We start from the raw sequence: 15,368 nt of genomic DNA, 5'->3' as shown, positions 1-15,368 counted from the left end.
ATGAACATGTTCATGGAGCCGGGCTTCTGGAGCCTGGGCAGCGCTGAGCTGTGGGTTCTGATCGGTCTGCTGGTCTTCGTCGGCATCGTCATTGCAGCCGGCGTGCCGAAAATGGTCGCCAAGGCGCTGGACGACAAGGGCGCCAAGATTCAGTCGGAACTGGACGAGGCCGCCCGTCTGCGCGCCGAGGCCGAAGCCATGCTGGCCCAGATCCGTCAGGAGAAGGCTGAGGCCGAAGCCCAGGCCGCCGACATGCTGGCCGCCGCCGAAGCCGACGCCCGCCGTATCGAGGCCGAAGCCAAGGCCAAGCTGGAAGAAGCCCTGACCCGTCGCCAGGCCTTGGCCGAGCGTCGTATTGCTCAGGCCGAGGCCCAGGCCACGACCGAGGTCAAGGCCGCCGCCGCCGACCTGGCCGCCAAGGCCGCTCAGGACGTCCTGACGGCCCGCCTGGCCGCCGCCAAGTCGGACCCGCTGATCGATGCGGCGATCGCCCAGATCGGCGACAAGCTGAACTAGTTTCGGCTAATGCGACAAATGCATCAGGCCCCGCCGGCGACGGCGGGGCCTTTTGCATTCGGGGGCGCCCTCGTTAGTGGGCGGGCGCGCCGTGGATGAAGCCGGCGGCGCGTTTCTCGCGGGCCAGCAAGCGGGCGAAGACATTGCCCATCACCCCGCCGAAGACCATGTGGGTGATCAGCATCCAGGCGAAGGTGCCGAAGCCGGCGCTGCCCGAGAAGGTGCGCGGATCGCCCATCATGCTGATGATCAGCATCATGGCCACCCAGGCCGCCACCGCGAACAGGATGCCCTTGGTCTCAGGCGTATTGGTCGGCAGGCGGGCGTATATGAGGGCGAAGATCGGCCCCATGACCAGCGAGCCGATGACGAAGTGGATGGCCCACCCCGCCGCCAGGTTGTCGCCGAGCAGGAACATACGGGCGACGATTTCCGGGAAGGGGTCGAAGACCTTGGCGAACAGCAGGTTCGCGGCCTCAAGGATGGAAACCGCGACGGTTGCAATGAAGCCGGCGGCGATTCCCTGTTTTACGCGTGACATCATGAGAAAAGCGCCTCCCAACGCTATCTGCTTTTTGACTACGCAGGGGAAGCATACGCCGTTCGACGCGAACGCGAGCGTCACGTCTTTCACATTACCGTGTGTGCCGAAGCGTCGCTGTTAGCGGAAGGCGCGGCGCAGGATGCGGCGGGCGCGCTTGCGAACCCGGATCAGTTGCCGCGAGGGGCGTTTGCGAAGCACCACCTTCTCGGCGCGCAGGGCCTGCTGCCAGAAGACCGGCGCGATCTCCGGCTTCTTCCGCATCAGGCGGCGGAAGGGATAGACCCACTTGGGCCGGGCGTGCTGGGCGCGGATGAACTGGCGCTTGGCCCACCAGGAATTGCGCAGCAGCAGGACCAGGCCCAGGGCGATCACGGGCACGCCGCCTGGACCCGGCAGCGGCGCGATCAGGATGCCCAGACCGATGATCAGGAAGCCCAGGGCCATCATGCCCAGGCGCTTCGCGCGACGCAGCAGTCCGGGCCTCGAACGAGGCCGGCTGTCGGCGCGGAAGGGAATCAGGGCGAGGGTCACGGGCGTCACGGGCGGGGGGAGGAGGAACGACGACCTTGGGAGAAGGCTGTCAGTCTATCCTAGACACGGACGACAAGGCCGAACCGTGGCGTGCCCATGAAGCTTTCGTAAGAGGCCCCTGAAATGCAAAACGCCGTGTCCCGAAAGACACGGCGCTTCACTTCAGGTCGGTTTCGCAGCCTACTCGGCGGCGATGTTGGAGCCTTCCGGGGCGGACCAGCGCAGACGCGGCGAGCGCGCGGCGCGGGTCTCGTCCAGACGCCGCAGGGGCGCATGGAAGGGGGCGCCCTTGAAGCGCTCGACCTCGCCGGCTTTCGCCGCCTCAGCCAGCAGACGCATGGCGTGGATGAAGCGATCCAGCTCGGCCTTGGATTCCGTCTCGGTCGGCTCGATCAGCATGGCCCCGTGGACGACCAGGGGGAAGTACATGGTCATGGGGTGGAAGCCCTCGTCGATCATCGCCTTGGCGAAGTCGAGCGTGGTGATGTCCGTGCCCTTCAGCCATTCGTCGTCGAACAGGGCCTCGTGCATGCACGGACCTTCCGGGAAGGCCGGGCTCATCAGGTCCTCGAGACGGGCCTTGATGTAGTTGGCGTTCAGGACGGCGTCCTCGGCCACCTGACGCAGACCGTCCGAGCCATGGCTCATCATGTAGGACAGGGCGCGCACATACATGCCCATCTGGCCCTGGAAGGCGCACAGACGGCCGAAGGCGTCCTTGGCCTCGTCTTCCTCACGCTCGACCAGCTTGTAGCCGTCGCCGGTGTTCACGACCCAGGGGGCGGGCGCGAACGGGGCCAGGGCTTCGGACAGCACGACCGGACCTGCGCCGGGGCCGCCGCCGCCATGCGGCGTCGAGAAGGTCTTGTGCAGGTTGATGTGCATGGCGTCGACGCCCAGGTCGCCCGGGCGCACCCGACCGACGATGGCGTTGAAGTTGGCGCCGTCGCAATAGAAGTAGGCGCCCGCCTCGTGGGTCAGGCGGCTGATCTCCAGGATGTCGCGCTCGAACAGGCCGCAGGTGTTCGGGTTGGTGACCATGATGGCCGCCACGTCCGGACCCAGCTTGGCGGCCAGATCGGCCACGTCCACGCGACCGTCGTCGGTCTGGGCGACCTCGACGACCGAATAGCCGACGAAGGCGGCGGTGGCCGGGTTGGTGCCGTGGGCCGAGGTCGGGACCAGCACCTTGCGGCGCTGCTCATGCTCGCCCTTGGCCTCGTGGGCGGCGCGGATGGCCATCAGGCCGCACAGTTCGCCGTGGGCGCCGGCCTTGGGCGACAGGGCGACGGCGGGCATGCCCGTCAGCGTCGTCAGCCAGTGGGCCAGTTGGTCCATCAGCTCCAGCGCGCCCTGAACCGTCGACTGCGGCTGCAGCGGGTGGATGTCCGAGAAGCCCGGCAGACGCGCCATCTTCTCGTTCAGGCGCGGGTTGTGCTTCATCGTGCACGAGCCCAGGGGATAGATGGCCAGGTCGATGGCGTGGTTCTTCTGGCTCAGGCGCACATAGTGGCGCATGGCCTCAGGCTCGGACAGGCCGGGCAGGCCGATCGGGTCCTTGCGGACCAGGTCGCCCAGGTCCGAGCCGTCCGTGGCGGGCTTGGGCAGATCGACGCCGGTCTTGTTCCAGCCGTCGCCTTCGAAGATCAGGGCTTCGTCCTGCAGCAGGCCGCGCGCGCCCGTCAGGGTCGGATGCTTGTAGTCGTTGTCCGGCAGGGCGTTCGGGGTGGTCGGACGGCCGACAGTGTTCATCGTGCTCATGGTTCCAAACTCCCTTTAGGCGGCCAGGACCTTGGCGAGCGCACCCGCCAGGATCTTGATGTCGGCATCCAGCGTCGTCTCGGTGGCGGCGACCAGCAGGACGTCGTCGAGGCCGGCTTCCGGGGCCAGGCGGCTGTAGGGCACGCCCGCCAGGATGCCGTTGTCGGCCAGGGTCTGGACGACCTTGGCGGCGTTCTTGGGCAGCTTGACCGCGAACTCGTTGAAGAAGCGCGGGGTCAGAACCTCGACGCCCGGAATGGCGGCCAGGGCGTCGCGGGTGGCGAGCGCCTTCTCGTGGTTGAGCAGGGCCATCTGACGCAGGCCCGTCTCGCCCAGCAGGCTCATGTGGATGGTGAAGGCCAGGCAGCAGAGGCCCGAGTTGGTGCAGATGTTCGACGTGGCCTTGTCGCGGCGGATGTGCTGCTCGCGCGTCGACAGGGTCAGGACGAAGCCGCGACGGCCGTCGGCGTCCACCGTCTCGCCGCAGTAGCGGCCGGGCGTCTGGCGCAGCAGCTTCTCGCGGGTGGCGAACAGGCCGATGTAGGGGCCGCCGAAGTTCAGGGCGTTGCCGATCGACTGGCCTTCGGCCGCGACGATGTCGGCGCCCATCTCGCCGGGCGACTTCAGCAGGCCCATCGACACGGCTTCCGTCACCACGACGATCAGCAGGGCGCCCGCAGCGTGGGCGGCCTCGGCGATCTTGGTGACGTCGGTGGCGGTGCCGAAGACGTTGGGGGTCTGGACGACGACGCAGGCCGTGTCCTTGTCGATGGCGGCGATGACGGCGTCTTCGGCGTCAACGGCGGCGGTCAGGGCTTCAGTCTCGACGCCGACGGCGTGAACCACGGTCTCGGTGGCCTTGACGTAGTGCGGGTGCACGCCGCCCGAGATGACGGCCTTGTTGCGGCGGGTCACGCGGGTGGCCATCAGCACGCCCTCGGCCATGGCGGTCGAGCCGTCATAGAGCGAGGCGTTGGCCACTTCCATGCCGGTCAGGTTCGCGACCTGGGTCTGGAACTCGTACAGGTACTGCAGCGTGCCCTGGGCGATTTCCGGCTGATAGGGGGTGTAGCTGGTCAGGAATTCCGACCGCTGGATCACGTGGTCGACCGTGGCCGGGACGTGGTGCTTGTAGGCGCCGGCGCCGCAGAAGAAGGGCACGGTTCCGGCCGTGGCGTTCTTGCCCGCCATGGCCGAGAGGGCGCGTTCGACCTCCAGCTCGCCCGCCACGCGGGGCAGGTCGACAAAGCCGTCGCGGCGCGCGGCCTGCGGCACGTCGATGAACAGGTCGTCGATGGATTTGGCGCCGATGGCGGCCAGCATGGCCTCACGGTCGTCGGGCGTCAGGGGGAGGTAGCGCATTACAGGTCCTCGGCGGCATCCCGGAGGTCGCGGGACGCGACGCTCCGGGAGCGCTTCAAGCGGCGGGGAATCCGGCGATCCCGGATCGGCGCGCCGCGCCGTCCGGGGACGACGGCGGGTCTTAGAGGGTGGTCAGGTAGGCGTCGTAGGCGGCCTGATCCATCAGGGCTTCGACGGCCGAGGCGTCCGCGACCTTGATCTTGGCGAACCAGCCTTCGCCTTCCGGGTCGGCGTTGACGGTTTCCGGGGCCGAGGCCAGGGCGGCGTTGCCCTCGACCACTTCGCCGGCGACCGGCGCGTAGACGTCCGAGGCGGCCTTGACCGATTCAACGACGGCGAAGCTGTCGCCGACCGAGACGGTCTTGCCGGCTTCCGGCGTCTCGACGAACACCACGTCGCCCAGGGCGTCAGCGGCGTGCTTGGAGATGCCGACCGTGGCGACGTCGCCCTCGAGGCGAACCCACTCGTGATCTTTGGTGAAGCGCATGTGTCTGATCTCTCAGGCTTTAGGTTTGCGATAATAGCGGGTGGCCACGAAGGGGGTGGCGACGACTTCGGCGGCGGCGGGTTTGCCGCGCACGATGACTTTCAGGTCCGCGCCCAGTTCGGCGAAGGCCGGCGGGACGTAGCCCATGGCGATGTTGTGCCCCAGGGTCGGCGAGGGGCCGCCCGAGGTGATCTTGCCAATGACATTGCCGTCCATGTCGGCGATCTCGGCGCCTTCGCGGGCCGGGGCGCCTTCCTTGACGTGCAGACCGATGCGGACGCGGGCAGGGCCGTCGGCCAGTTGCTTCAGGATGGTCTCGGCGCCGTTGAAGTCGGCGGCTTCCTTGCGCGACTTGGACAGGGCGAAGGTCAGGGCGGCCTCGACCGGGCTGGTCGAGGCGTCGATGTCGTGGCCGTGCAGCGGCAGGCCGGCTTCCAGACGCAGACTGTCGCGGGCGCCCAGGCCGATCGGCTTCACGCGGGCGTCCTCCAGCAGCAGGTTCCAGACGCGCTCGGCGTCGGCGTTCGGCACCGAAATCTCATAGCCGTCCTCGCCGGTGTAGCCCGAGCGCGAGACGAAGCAGTCGACGCCGAACAGCATCAGACGCGCCGAATCCATGAAGCCCATCTCGCCCAGAGCGGGTTCGTGCCTGGCCATGACTTCGGCGGCTTCCGGCCCTTGGATGGCCAGCAGGGCGCGGTCGTCGAGCACCACAAGTTTGGCGTCACCGGCCAGATTGGCGTTGAGGAAGGCGAAGTCGGCGTCCTTGTTGCCGGCATTGACCACGACATAGAGGCCGTCGTGGTCGGGCTTGCCCGCCATCAGGTCGTCCATGATGCCGCCCTCGGCGTTCAGCAGCAGGGAATATTTCTGCTTGCCGGCCTTCAGAATCTCATAGTCCCCGGGGACGAAGCGCTGGAACTGCGCAATGGCGTCGTCGCCGGTGATGCGGGCCTGGCCCATATGCGAGACGTCGAACAGACCGGCGTGTTCGCGGGTCCAGCGGTGCTCGGCCAGCACGCCTTCGTACTGGACCGGCATGTCATAGCCGCCGAAGCCGACCATGCGGGCGCCCAGCGCACGGTGCGCGGCGTTGAGGGGGGTGGTCTTCAAGGCCTGGTCGCTCATCGAGCATCCTCCGGTCGCGGGTTGCGGCGATAGCTTCGCCGTCGTCGCGCCCCCGCTGTCCTGAAGCCTGAGAGATTCCGACCGTCCCCGGATCGAGGTCGGCCTTGCTCCGTCGGCGCGCCATAAGGCGACTTTCCAGCGTCCGTGCGCCCTCGCGGTCCTTTTGCCTGAGCGTTTCCGGGGCGGTTGCGCCTTCGGCCCCGGCAGCCGCTACGCGACCGCCGATCTCTCCCGCGAGAGCGTGCGACCTAAGGCCCCGACTCCGGGCCGAAGTCAAGCGGCGCCGGGCTTGCCGTGTACGATCCGACAGGCCATGAGGGGCGCGAACTGCTCTCGCGACAGGATTGAAGCGCCATGACCGCCCGCACTGACCTCGCCGCCCACCTGGCCTCGCTCGCTCTGCCGCAAGGCTTGAGCCAGGCCCTGACGGTCGCCGCCGCCGCCTGCGTCGAAATCCGCAAGATCGTGTCGGGCGGGGCCCTGGTCGGGGCCCTGGGCGCATCCGGCGCCGTCAACGTGCAGGACGAGGAGCAGAAGAAGCTCGACGTCATCTCCAACGATGTTCTGACGGACATGCTGCTGGCCTGCCCGAGTGTGGCGGGCGTGGCGTCCGAGGAAATGGACACAGTCCAGCCGGCCACCAACCCGGCGGGCGAGTACCTGGTCCTGTTCGACCCGCTGGACGGCTCGTCCAACATCGACATCAATGCGCCGGTCGGCACCATCGTCTCGGTGCTGAAGTCGCCGTCGGCCACGCCGACCGAGGCCGATTTCCTGCAATCGGGCCGCCAGCAGGTCGCGGCCCTCTATGCCGTCTATGGCGGCCAGACCATGCTGGTGCTGACCACGGGCCAGGGGGTGGCGGGCTTCACCCTGTCGCACGACGGCCAATGGCTGATGACGCACGAGAAGATCACGGTCCCGGCGGACACCAAGGAGTTCGCCATCAACATGTCGAACCAGCGCCACTGGGCTGAGAGCGTGCAGCGCTACATCGCCGGCTGTCTGGCGGGCGTTGACGGCCCTCGGGCTAAGAATTTCAACATGCGCTGGGTCGCCGCCATGGTGGCCGATGTCCACCGCATCCTGATGCGCGGCGGAGTCTTCCTCTATCCGTGGGACAAGCGTGAGCCGAACAAGCCCGGCAAGCTGCGCCTGATGTACGAGGGCAACCCCATGGCCTTCCTGATCGAACAGGCGGGCGGCAAGGCGACGACGGACGGCGTGCAGGCCATTCTGGACGTGACCCCGACCGAACTGCACCAGCGCATTCCGGTGGCCCTGGGGTCGGCCAACGAGGTCGATCAGCTCGCGGCGGCCTGAGCCATGAAGATCACCGCCACCGATGCGCTTCTGGTCATCGACGCCCAGAACGACTTCTGCGAAGGCGGGGCGCTGGCGGTGCAGGGCGGGGCGGGGATCATGCCCCTGATCAACCGCCTGGCCGAACGCTTCGACGCGGTGATCGCCACCCAGGACTGGCATACGCCGGACCAGATCAGTTTCGCCTCCAATCACGAGGGCAGGGCGCCCTTCACCGAGATTGACGTCGCCTACGGCCGCCAGATGCTGTGGCCGGACCATTGTTTGCAGGGGACGCCGGGGGCGGACTTCCACCCCGACGTTGCCCCCGCCGTGGTCAAGGCCCTGGCTGTGGTCCGCAAGGGCTACAATCCGGCGGTCGACAGTTATTCCGGCTTCTTTGAGAACGATCATCGCACGGCGACAGGTCTGGCGGGCCTGCTGCGCGACCGAGGCGTGACCCGCGTCTTCCTGTGCGGCCTCGCCTATGACTACTGCGTCCGCTTCACCGCCGAGGATGCCGTGCGCGAAGGCTTCGAGGCCGTGGTGATCGAGGACGCCTGCCGGGCGATTGCCGAAGAGACGGCGGCGGCGGCCAAGGCGAGCTTTGCCGCGTTGGGGGTGGTTGAGGTCGCGGCCGAGCGGCTTCTCTAGTCGCGCCGCTTCGCAGTCCGCTCATCCCGAAGTCCGCCGGGATGAGCGGTGGAGGTGAGCCGGCTCAGTGCGCCGCCGCGTAGGCCTCGACCTCGGCGATCCGCGCGGCCTTGTCGGCGTTGCTGAGGAAGCTGCCCTCGAAGCTGTTCCTGGCCAGTTGCGTCACCTGCTCGCGCGTCAGGCCCACGGCCTCAGCCAGCTGGATGTAGTTGGCGTTCACATAGCCGCCGAAATAGGACGGGTCGTCCGAGTTCAGGGTGACGTGCAGGCCGCGGCGCAGCATCTCGGGGACCGGGTGGTCCTCCAGGTCCTTGACCACGCACAGCTTCAGGTTCGACAGGGGGCAGACCGTTAGGGTCATCTGTTCGGCCGCCAGACGGGCGATCAGGCCCTCGTCCTCCATCGAGCGGTTGCCGTGGTCCATGCGGTCGATTTCCAGCAGATCCAGGGCTTCATGCACATAGGCGGGCGGACCTTCCTCGCCGGCGTGGGCGCACAGCTTCAGGCCCAGTTCGCGGGCGGCGGCGAAGACGCGCTGGAACTTCGACGGCGGATGGCCGACCTCGGACGAATCCAGTCCGACGCCGATGAAGTGGTGCAGATAGGGCTTGGCGGCCTCCAGGGTGGCGAAGGCTTCGTCTTCGCTGAGGTGGCGCAGGAAGCTGAGGATCAGGCCGCTGGTGACGCCCAGCTCGGCCTTGGCGCGGTCCATGCCCGCGATCAGGCCCTCGACCACGACGGCGAAGGGGACGCCCCGGTCGGTGTGGGTCTGGGGATCGAAGAAGATCTCGGCGTGGCGCACGTTGTCGGCGGCGGCGCGCTGGAAATAGGCGAAGGCCAGATCCTCGAAGTCCTGACGCGTCAGCAGCACGGCCGCGCCCGCGTAATAGATGTCGAGGAAGTCCTGAAGGTTCGAGAAGTCATAGGCCGCGCGCACGGCCTCGACGCTGTCGTAGGGGATGGCGACGCCGTTGCGCTGCGCCAGTTCGAACATCAGTTCGGGCTCAAGCGAGCCTTCGATGTGCAGGTGCAGTTCGGCCTTGGGCAGGCCGGCGATGTAGGCGTCGAGGGACATGAGGAGGCTCCGTAACTTGAGCGCAGCCTAGCACTTTTCCTCCCCATGCAATGGGGAGGGGGACCATGAAGTGGTGGAGGGGCTGGGGCGGAGGAACCAAGCGGCCCCTCCGTCTCGTCGGCTGCGCCGCCGATCCACCTCCCCATCGCTAGGCGATAGGGAGGAAAGTGGAAGCTTACATCCGCTCGGGCGTCTCGATGCCCAGCAGGCGCAGCGCCGTTTCCAGCTGGTGCAGGCTGGCGGCGGCCAGGGCCAGGCGCGAGCCCTTCGTTGCCGCGTCCGGCGCGACCAGGATCGGGCAGGCGGCGTAGAATTTCGAGAAACTCTGCGCCAGCCGGTAGGCGTGCTCGGCGATCAGGTTGGGCGAACGCTTGTCATAGGCGTCCGCCGTGGCCGCGTCGAAGGCGTCCAGCGTCAGGGCCAGGTCGCGTTCGGCCGGTTCGGCGATGACGATGGGGGCGATCTCGACGCCCTGATCCGCCGCCTTGCGCAGCAAGGATTTCACCCGCACGGCCTGATACAGCAGATAGGGGCCGGTCTTGCCCTCGAAGCTCATGAAGCGGTCGAGGTCGAAGACGTAGCTGGTGGTGCGGTTGTTCGACAGGTCGGCGAACTTCAGCGCCGCCACCGCCACCTTGCGGGCGATGTCCTCGAACTCGGCTTCCGGCAGATCGTCGCCCAGCTTGGCCTCGTGCAGACGCTCGCGCGCCTTGTCGGTGGCCATCGTGATGAGGTCGTGCAGTTTCAGCACGCCGCCCGCGCGGGTCTTGAACGGCTTGCCATCGGCGCCGTTCATGGTGCCGAAGCCGAGGTGCTCCAGCGACTTCTCGGGCGCGTAGCCGGCCAGATAGGCGGCGCGGAAGACCTGTTCGAAATGCTCGGCCTGACGCTCGTCGACGACGTAGAGAATCAGGTCGGGCCCGATCGACTTCTTGCGGTCGAGGATCGTGGCCAGGTCGGTCGTGCCGTACATGGCCGAGCCTTCCGACGACACCACCAGCAGGGGCGGCGGGCTGGGGGCCTCGATCACCGAGCCGTCGGCCAGCTTCTTCTTGCGCGTCTCGCCGGGTCTGGCGACGTGGACCACCTGGGCGCCGTCGTCCTCGACCAGCAGGCCGGACTCCTTCAGGTGCGCCAGCATCTCGGGCATCAGGGGATCGGCGTCGGACTCGCCGTTCCACAGGTCGAAGGTGACATCGAGAGCGCCGAATTCGCGCTTCAGCGCGGTGCGGCTGACGGCGACGAAGTGGGCCCACAGGGCGCGATAGCCGGGGCGGCCGTTCTGCAGTTCAGCGGTGGCCTTGCGGGCGCGGTCGCGGAAGGCGGGGTCTTCCTTGGCCTTGGCGGCGGCCTGGGGATAGAGGCGCTCCAGATCTTCCAGCGTCACCGGGCTTTCGGTGGGGAAGGGACCGTCGCCGTCGGCCATGAAGGCGTCGGCCAGGTTTTCGTCGCCGCAGGCGGTGATCAGCAGGCCCATCTGGAAGCCCCAGTCGCCGAAGTGGGCGTCGCCCCAGACGGTGTCGCCGCGGAAACGGAACAGCCGCTTCAGGCTCTCGCCGATGATGGAGGAGCGCAGGTGGCCGACGTGCATCGGCTTGGCCACGTTGGGACCGGCGTAGTCGATGACGACCTTGCGCGACGGCGTGTTCAGCGAGGCGCCGGCCAGGACTTCGTCGGCGGCGACCTCGGCGGCGCGCTGGGCCAGGGCGGCGTCGGAGAGCTTTAGGTTGATGAAGCCGGGGCCGGCGACCTCGACCGAGGCCAGGCGCGGGTCGTTGCTGAGACGCTCGGCGACCTTGGCGGCCAGTTCACGCGGATTGGCCTTCAGCGCCTTGGCGGCGGCCAGGGCGCCGTTGGACTGGAAGTCGGCCAGGTCGGGGCGGTCCGAGGCGACGACGCGGGCGAGGCTTGCGTCCACGCCTTCGGCGGCGAAGGCGGCGGCGACCGCTTCGCTGAGAGAGGTCTTGAGATCAGTCATGATTCTTAGGGGTTCGGTTGGGTCTGGCCGGCGGTGACGCGGAAGCGGCTGCCCGAGCGGTTGAACTCGGCCATTTCAGGCGTGACGTCGAAGCCGACGAGGACTTCAAAATTGCTGCCCGCCGTGGTCTCGTCGGCGCGGGGGATCACGATGGTCTGGGCCTGCTGCACCGAGGTGGTGGTCTGACCGTTGAAGGTGACCGGCAGGTCGAAATATTCCTTGGCCAGGACGGCGTTGTTCCGCTCGGTCACCGCGATCCAGTAGCGGTAGGTGCGGGCGTCGCCACCCGCCTGCGGGCCCTTGCCGAGGTTGAACAGGATGTTGAAGTCCACGCGGATCGGATCGGCGCCGCGATAGACGCAGTCGGCGGCCACGCCCTCGATTTCGCCGGTGAAGCCAACGGCGGCGGAAGACGGGCGGGCGAAGTCCGCCATCTCGACATAGCGGGCGGCGTCGTACAGCACCTTCACATAGGGGCAGGGGCCGGCGTTGGCGCGACGGCTCAGCGGGGCGATGCGCACTTGGCGTGAGCGCTGCGAGGTCCCCTGGTCCGGCGATTGCTCGCGGCTTTGTTGACCGCCTTGTCGGCCGCTGGACTGGGCCTCGGCGGATTGGGGAATCAGCACGGCCGCGATGGAGAAGGCGGCAAGGGCGGTCAGGACGCGACGCATCAGGAGCTTTCCGGCAGTCGAAGGGGGCGCGGAACGATCGGACGTCCGACCAGGCCACGCTCGGTGGTGATAGCGGCTAAAGCGAGGCGCGGCAAACACGACCACGCAGCCAGTGGCGGGAAGGGACGTGAGCGACTAGGTTCCGGGCCATGAACGCGCCTGTATCGCCCTCCGCCTTTGATCGCCGCCCCATGAATGTGCGGCTCGCCACGCCGCGCGGCTTTTGCGCCGGAGTGGATCGGGCGATCCAGATCGTCGAGCGCGCCATCGAGAAGTTCGGCGCCCCGGTCTATGTGCGCCACGAGATCGTCCACAACCGCCATGTCGTCGAGCGGCTGAAGGGGATGGGGGCGGTCTTCGTCAAGGAACTGGACGAATGTCCCGACGACCGTCCGGTGGTCTTCTCTGCCCACGGCGTGCCCAAGTCGGTGCCGGCCACGGCGCGCTCGCGCGAGATGCTTTTCCTCGACGCCACCTGCCCCTTGGTGTCCAAGGTCCATGTCGAGGCTGAGCGTCACCATGCGGCGGGCCGCCACATCATCCTGATCGGTCATGCCGGCCACCCCGAGGTCGTCGGCACCATGGGCCAACTGCCGCCCGGCGCCATCAGCCTGGTCGAGACGGTCGCGGACGCGGAAGGCTTCCTGCGTCCTGGCGATCAACCCCTGGCCTACGCCACCCAGACGACGCTGTCGGTGGACGACACCGCGGATATCCTGGCGGCGCTGAAGCGGCGTTTCCCGGAACTGCCGGACCCGCACAAGGAAGACATCTGTTACGCCACCACCAATCGACAGGAGGCGGTCAAGGGACTGGGCGAGGGCTGCCAACTGGTGCTGGTGGTGGGGTCCAAGAACTCGTCCAACTCGGCCCGTCTGGTCGATGTGGCGTTGAAGGCCGGGGCGAAGGATGCCCGCCTAGTTGATGACGCAGGCGACGTGGACTGGTCCTGGTTCGACGGCGTGACAACGGTCGGCGTCACCGCCGGGGCCTCAGCCCCCGAGCCCCTGATCGAGGCCCTGATCGAGGCGATCCGCGCCCGATTCGACGCCACCGTGACCGAGGACGACGGCGCGCGCGAGACGGTTTCGTTCAAGCTGCCTCGCGTCTTGACGGCCTGACCGGCATAAGAAAAGGGCGCGCCCGCATGTGCGAAGCGCGCCCCCTATAGGTCTGGCTGGACCTGAAGTCTTAGAGGCCGGGTAGCTTGAAGCCGCGGTCCTGACGCCGGGCGATGGTGATGCCCTGTTGCGTGCCGGTCAGGGCCTGAAGGCGGGCGTGCTCGCTGGCGGCGTCGACGGTGCGCGCACCCTCCGCCGTCTGGGTGACGGTCGCGGTCTGCGTGGCCGGATCGTTCTTGCGCCAGAACATGACGCGATTGGCCCAGCTTTCTTCCTTGTGCGTCAGGTCGCCGAACTCGTCGTCGATGACGTAGCGGGCCAGGGGATCGGCGCGATCGGCGCCGGCCTGGGCGACCAGAACCTGTTCGCCGCCGGTGCGGGTCACGGCCTGACGTTGGCCCAGAAGGATCTGACGGGCGGCGCTTTCGGGGGCCAATTCCTGCGGGCGGGGCTGGCCTGGCGAGGGCGGAGTCAGGCCGTACTCCGGCGGCACGACCAGCGGGGCGCTGGCGACGGTGACGAACTCGTCGGGCACGACCTTGGTCAGGCCGATGCTCTGCTTCATGCTCGAGCAGGCGGTCAGGCCGAGGGCGGTGGTGGCGAGAAGGGCCACAGTGAGGGCGCTACGGATACGCATAAGGTCAGCTCGGCTCCGGGAGGCGCGTCCAACGACGCTGGCTCGGGACGATAACGAAGAGGGGGTGATTACGACTTTTCGTGGGCCGCGCCAACCGTGGAGCGGCGTTCCGACAGGAAGCTGTCGAGGATCAGCAGGACGACGCCCACCGTGATGCCCGCGTCGGCGATGTTGAAAATCCACGGAAACAGACCGGTTCCTGAGAAGTCGAGGAAGTCCACGACCCCGCCGAAGCGGATGCGGTCGAAGACATTGCCCAGGGCGCCGCCCATCACCAGGCCGATGGCGGCGATCATCAGCTTGCGGTCCGAGCGGGTCGCCCAGACGGCGAGGGCGACGGCCACCAGAACCGAGAAGGCGCTCAGGATCCAGCGCCCGGCGCCGCCGCCGAACAGGCCGAAGCTGACGCCGGTGTTCAGCACATAGGTCAGGTTGAAGATCGGCGGCATGACCTCGGCGATGCGATAGCCGTCGGGGATCTGCGAAATGTGGGCCGCGTCGATGGCGCCCAGGACCATGGCCTTGGTCAGCTGGTCCAGCACGATGACGATGAGGGCGGTGCCATAGGCGGCGAGAGCGAGGCGAGAAATTTTCATGCTGAAAGCCGGTTAGCAGGAAGCAGGGCGAGGGCGAAGAGGGAAAGCGACGGGCGTCGCCGGCGGCTGCGGCCTTTCCCCCGGCGGCGCGGCGGCTATAACCGTCCCATGACCCTGCCCCACGCTCTGCCCCGCCTGTCCGCCGTCGCCGACGACTATGACATCCTGCTGTGCGACGTCTGGGGGGTGATTCACAACGGCCGCGAAAGCTGGCCGGTGGCCTGCGAGGCCCTGACGAAGTTCAATGAAAAGGGCGGCCATGTCGTCCTGATCTCCAACTCGCCGCGCCCCTCGTCGGACGTGGTGGCGCAGCTGGATTCGCTGGGCGTGCCGCGCAGCGCCTGGAAGGCCTTCGTCACCTCGGGCGACGCCACCCGCGCCGAACTGGCCCGCCGCGCCCCTGGTCCCGCCTGGATCATCGGCCCCGATCGCGACTTCGTCCTCTATGAAGGGCTGAACCTGACGAGCGCCCATGACGCGTCTGACGCCGCCTTCCTGTCGGTCACCGGCCTGTTCGACGACGCGACCGAGACGCCCGAGGATTATCGCCAGCGCCTGATTCCCGCCGTCGAGCGCGATCTGGAACTGATTTGCGCCAATCCCGACCGCATCGTGCAGAAGGGCGACAGCATCATCTACTGCGGCGGAGCCATCGCCGACCTTTACGAGGAAATGGGCGGGCGCGTGGTCATGGCCGGCAAGCCCTTCGGCCCCATCTACGAACTGGCCCTGCGCGAGGCTCAGACCTTGATGGGCCGTCCGATCGATCGTTCGCGGGTTCTGTGCATCGGCGACGGCGTCATCACCGACGTCCTGGGCGCCGCCGAGCAGGCGCTGGACTGCCTCTTCATCGCCCAGGGCATCCACGGCGACGCCGCCAAGGGCCCGGGCGGGACGCTGGACCCGGCCCGCGCAGCCGATTTGCTCCGGGCCGAGACGACCTTCGCACGCTACGCCGCGCTCGAACTGGCGTGGTGAGGCTCGCCATTTCGTCGCACCTGCCGT

At 67.9% G+C, this 15,368-nt stretch carries 16 protein-coding genes and 1 riboswitch; of the genes, 5 read left to right on the top strand and 11 right to left on the bottom strand.

Annotation, left to right across the window (positions count from 1 at the left end):
- Window positions 1-516, top strand: a complete 516-nt coding sequence (locus RTY13_RS00885) for a F0F1 ATP synthase subunit B (RefSeq protein WP_312780476.1) — start codon at window positions 1-3, stop codon at window positions 514-516.
- Window positions 517-589: 73 nt separating this feature from the next.
- On the opposite strand, the gene RTY13_RS00880 is transcribed toward RTY13_RS00885, so the two are convergent.
- The 6 genes from RTY13_RS00880 to gcvT all read right to left on the bottom strand — a co-directional run bounded on the left by RTY13_RS00880 (window position 590) and on the right by gcvT (window position 6,329).
- On the bottom strand, window positions 590-1,060 hold the full coding sequence (locus RTY13_RS00880; RefSeq protein ID WP_312780475.1) for a DUF6789 family protein: 471 nt from the start codon (window positions 1,058-1,060) through the stop codon (window positions 590-592).
- A 117-nt stretch (window positions 1,061-1,177) separates the two neighbouring features.
- Entirely contained in the window at window positions 1,178-1,591 is a 414-nt protein-coding gene (locus tag RTY13_RS00875) for a PGPGW domain-containing protein (RefSeq protein ID WP_312780473.1), read from the bottom strand.
- A gap of 180 nt (window positions 1,592-1,771) precedes the next feature.
- Window positions 1,772-3,352, bottom strand: a complete 1,581-nt coding sequence (gene gcvPB / locus RTY13_RS00870) for an aminomethyl-transferring glycine dehydrogenase subunit GcvPB (protein WP_312780472.1) — start codon at window positions 3,350-3,352, stop codon at window positions 1,772-1,774.
- Between the two features lie 15 nt (window positions 3,353-3,367).
- Complete coding sequence (gene gcvPA / locus RTY13_RS00865; protein ID WP_312780471.1) at window positions 3,368-4,714, bottom strand: aminomethyl-transferring glycine dehydrogenase subunit GcvPA; 1,347 nt, start codon at window positions 4,712-4,714, stop codon at window positions 3,368-3,370.
- A gap of 121 nt (window positions 4,715-4,835) precedes the next feature.
- The gene (gene gcvH, locus RTY13_RS00860) at window positions 4,836-5,201 is read right to left on the bottom strand and encodes a glycine cleavage system protein GcvH (RefSeq protein ID WP_312780470.1); all 366 of its coding nucleotides are present in this window, start codon (window positions 5,199-5,201) and stop codon (window positions 4,836-4,838) included.
- A gap of 12 nt (window positions 5,202-5,213) precedes the next feature.
- On the bottom strand, window positions 5,214-6,329 hold the full coding sequence (gcvT, locus tag RTY13_RS00855) for a glycine cleavage system aminomethyltransferase GcvT (RefSeq protein ID WP_312780469.1): 1,116 nt from the start codon (window positions 6,327-6,329) through the stop codon (window positions 5,214-5,216).
- 145 nt (window positions 6,330-6,474) lie between these two features.
- A riboswitch (glycine riboswitch) is annotated at window positions 6,475-6,573 on the bottom strand.
- A 110-nt stretch (window positions 6,574-6,683) separates the two neighbouring features.
- Here gcvT and RTY13_RS00850 point away from each other — a divergent pair.
- The gene (locus RTY13_RS00850) at window positions 6,684-7,652 is read left to right on the top strand and encodes a class 1 fructose-bisphosphatase (protein ID WP_312780467.1); all 969 of its coding nucleotides are present in this window, start codon (window positions 6,684-6,686) and stop codon (window positions 7,650-7,652) included.
- A 3-nt stretch (window positions 7,653-7,655) separates the two neighbouring features.
- Window positions 7,656-8,285 (top strand): bifunctional nicotinamidase/pyrazinamidase, encoded by a 630-nt coding sequence (gene pncA / locus RTY13_RS00845; RefSeq protein ID WP_312780465.1) that lies wholly within the window; start codon window positions 7,656-7,658, stop codon window positions 8,283-8,285.
- A 64-nt stretch (window positions 8,286-8,349) separates the two neighbouring features.
- Here the strand turns inward: pncA and RTY13_RS00840 are convergent, their stop codons facing one another.
- The 3 genes from RTY13_RS00840 to RTY13_RS00830 all read right to left on the bottom strand — a co-directional run bounded on the left by RTY13_RS00840 (window position 8,350) and on the right by RTY13_RS00830 (window position 12,009).
- Window positions 8,350-9,360 carry an adenosine deaminase gene (locus RTY13_RS00840; protein WP_312780463.1) on the bottom strand — a complete coding sequence of 337 codons (1,011 nt, stop codon included), beginning with the start codon at window positions 9,358-9,360 and terminating at the stop codon, window positions 8,350-8,352.
- 175 nt (window positions 9,361-9,535) lie between these two features.
- The gene (gene argS, locus RTY13_RS00835; RefSeq protein ID WP_312780461.1) at window positions 9,536-11,338 is read right to left on the bottom strand and encodes an arginine--tRNA ligase; all 1,803 of its coding nucleotides are present in this window, start codon (window positions 11,336-11,338) and stop codon (window positions 9,536-9,538) included.
- Window positions 11,339-11,343: 5 nt separating this feature from the next.
- A complete protein-coding gene (locus RTY13_RS00830) occupies window positions 11,344-12,009 on the bottom strand; it encodes a Tat pathway signal sequence domain protein (RefSeq protein ID WP_312780459.1) in 666 nt (221 codons plus the stop codon).
- A gap of 149 nt (window positions 12,010-12,158) precedes the next feature.
- Here RTY13_RS00830 and ispH point away from each other — a divergent pair, with 149 nt between their 5' ends.
- Window positions 12,159-13,130 carry a 4-hydroxy-3-methylbut-2-enyl diphosphate reductase gene (gene ispH, locus RTY13_RS00825; protein ID WP_312780457.1) on the top strand — a complete coding sequence of 324 codons (972 nt, stop codon included), beginning with the start codon at window positions 12,159-12,161 and terminating at the stop codon, window positions 13,128-13,130.
- A 70-nt stretch (window positions 13,131-13,200) separates the two neighbouring features.
- On the opposite strand, the gene RTY13_RS00820 is transcribed toward ispH, so the two are convergent.
- Both RTY13_RS00820 and lspA read right to left on the bottom strand, forming a co-directional pair.
- Window positions 13,201-13,767, bottom strand: a complete 567-nt coding sequence (locus tag RTY13_RS00820; RefSeq protein ID WP_312780455.1) for a DUF3035 domain-containing protein — start codon at window positions 13,765-13,767, stop codon at window positions 13,201-13,203.
- Window positions 13,768-13,835: 68 nt separating this feature from the next.
- A complete protein-coding gene (gene lspA, locus RTY13_RS00815) occupies window positions 13,836-14,363 on the bottom strand; it encodes a signal peptidase II (RefSeq protein ID WP_312780453.1) in 528 nt (175 codons plus the stop codon).
- 108 nt (window positions 14,364-14,471) lie between these two features.
- Between lspA and RTY13_RS00810 the strand changes: the two genes are divergently transcribed.
- Window positions 14,472-15,341, top strand: a complete 870-nt coding sequence (locus RTY13_RS00810) for a TIGR01459 family HAD-type hydrolase (RefSeq protein WP_312780451.1) — start codon at window positions 14,472-14,474, stop codon at window positions 15,339-15,341.
- Window positions 15,342-15,368 lie beyond the last annotated feature (27 nt).

Origin of the sequence: Brevundimonas sp. (genome assembly GCF_032055285.1) — a bacterium.
Taxonomy (GTDB): domain Bacteria; phylum Pseudomonadota; class Alphaproteobacteria; order Caulobacterales; family Caulobacteraceae; genus Brevundimonas.
This window is presented reverse-complemented; position numbering and strand designations above follow the sequence as displayed.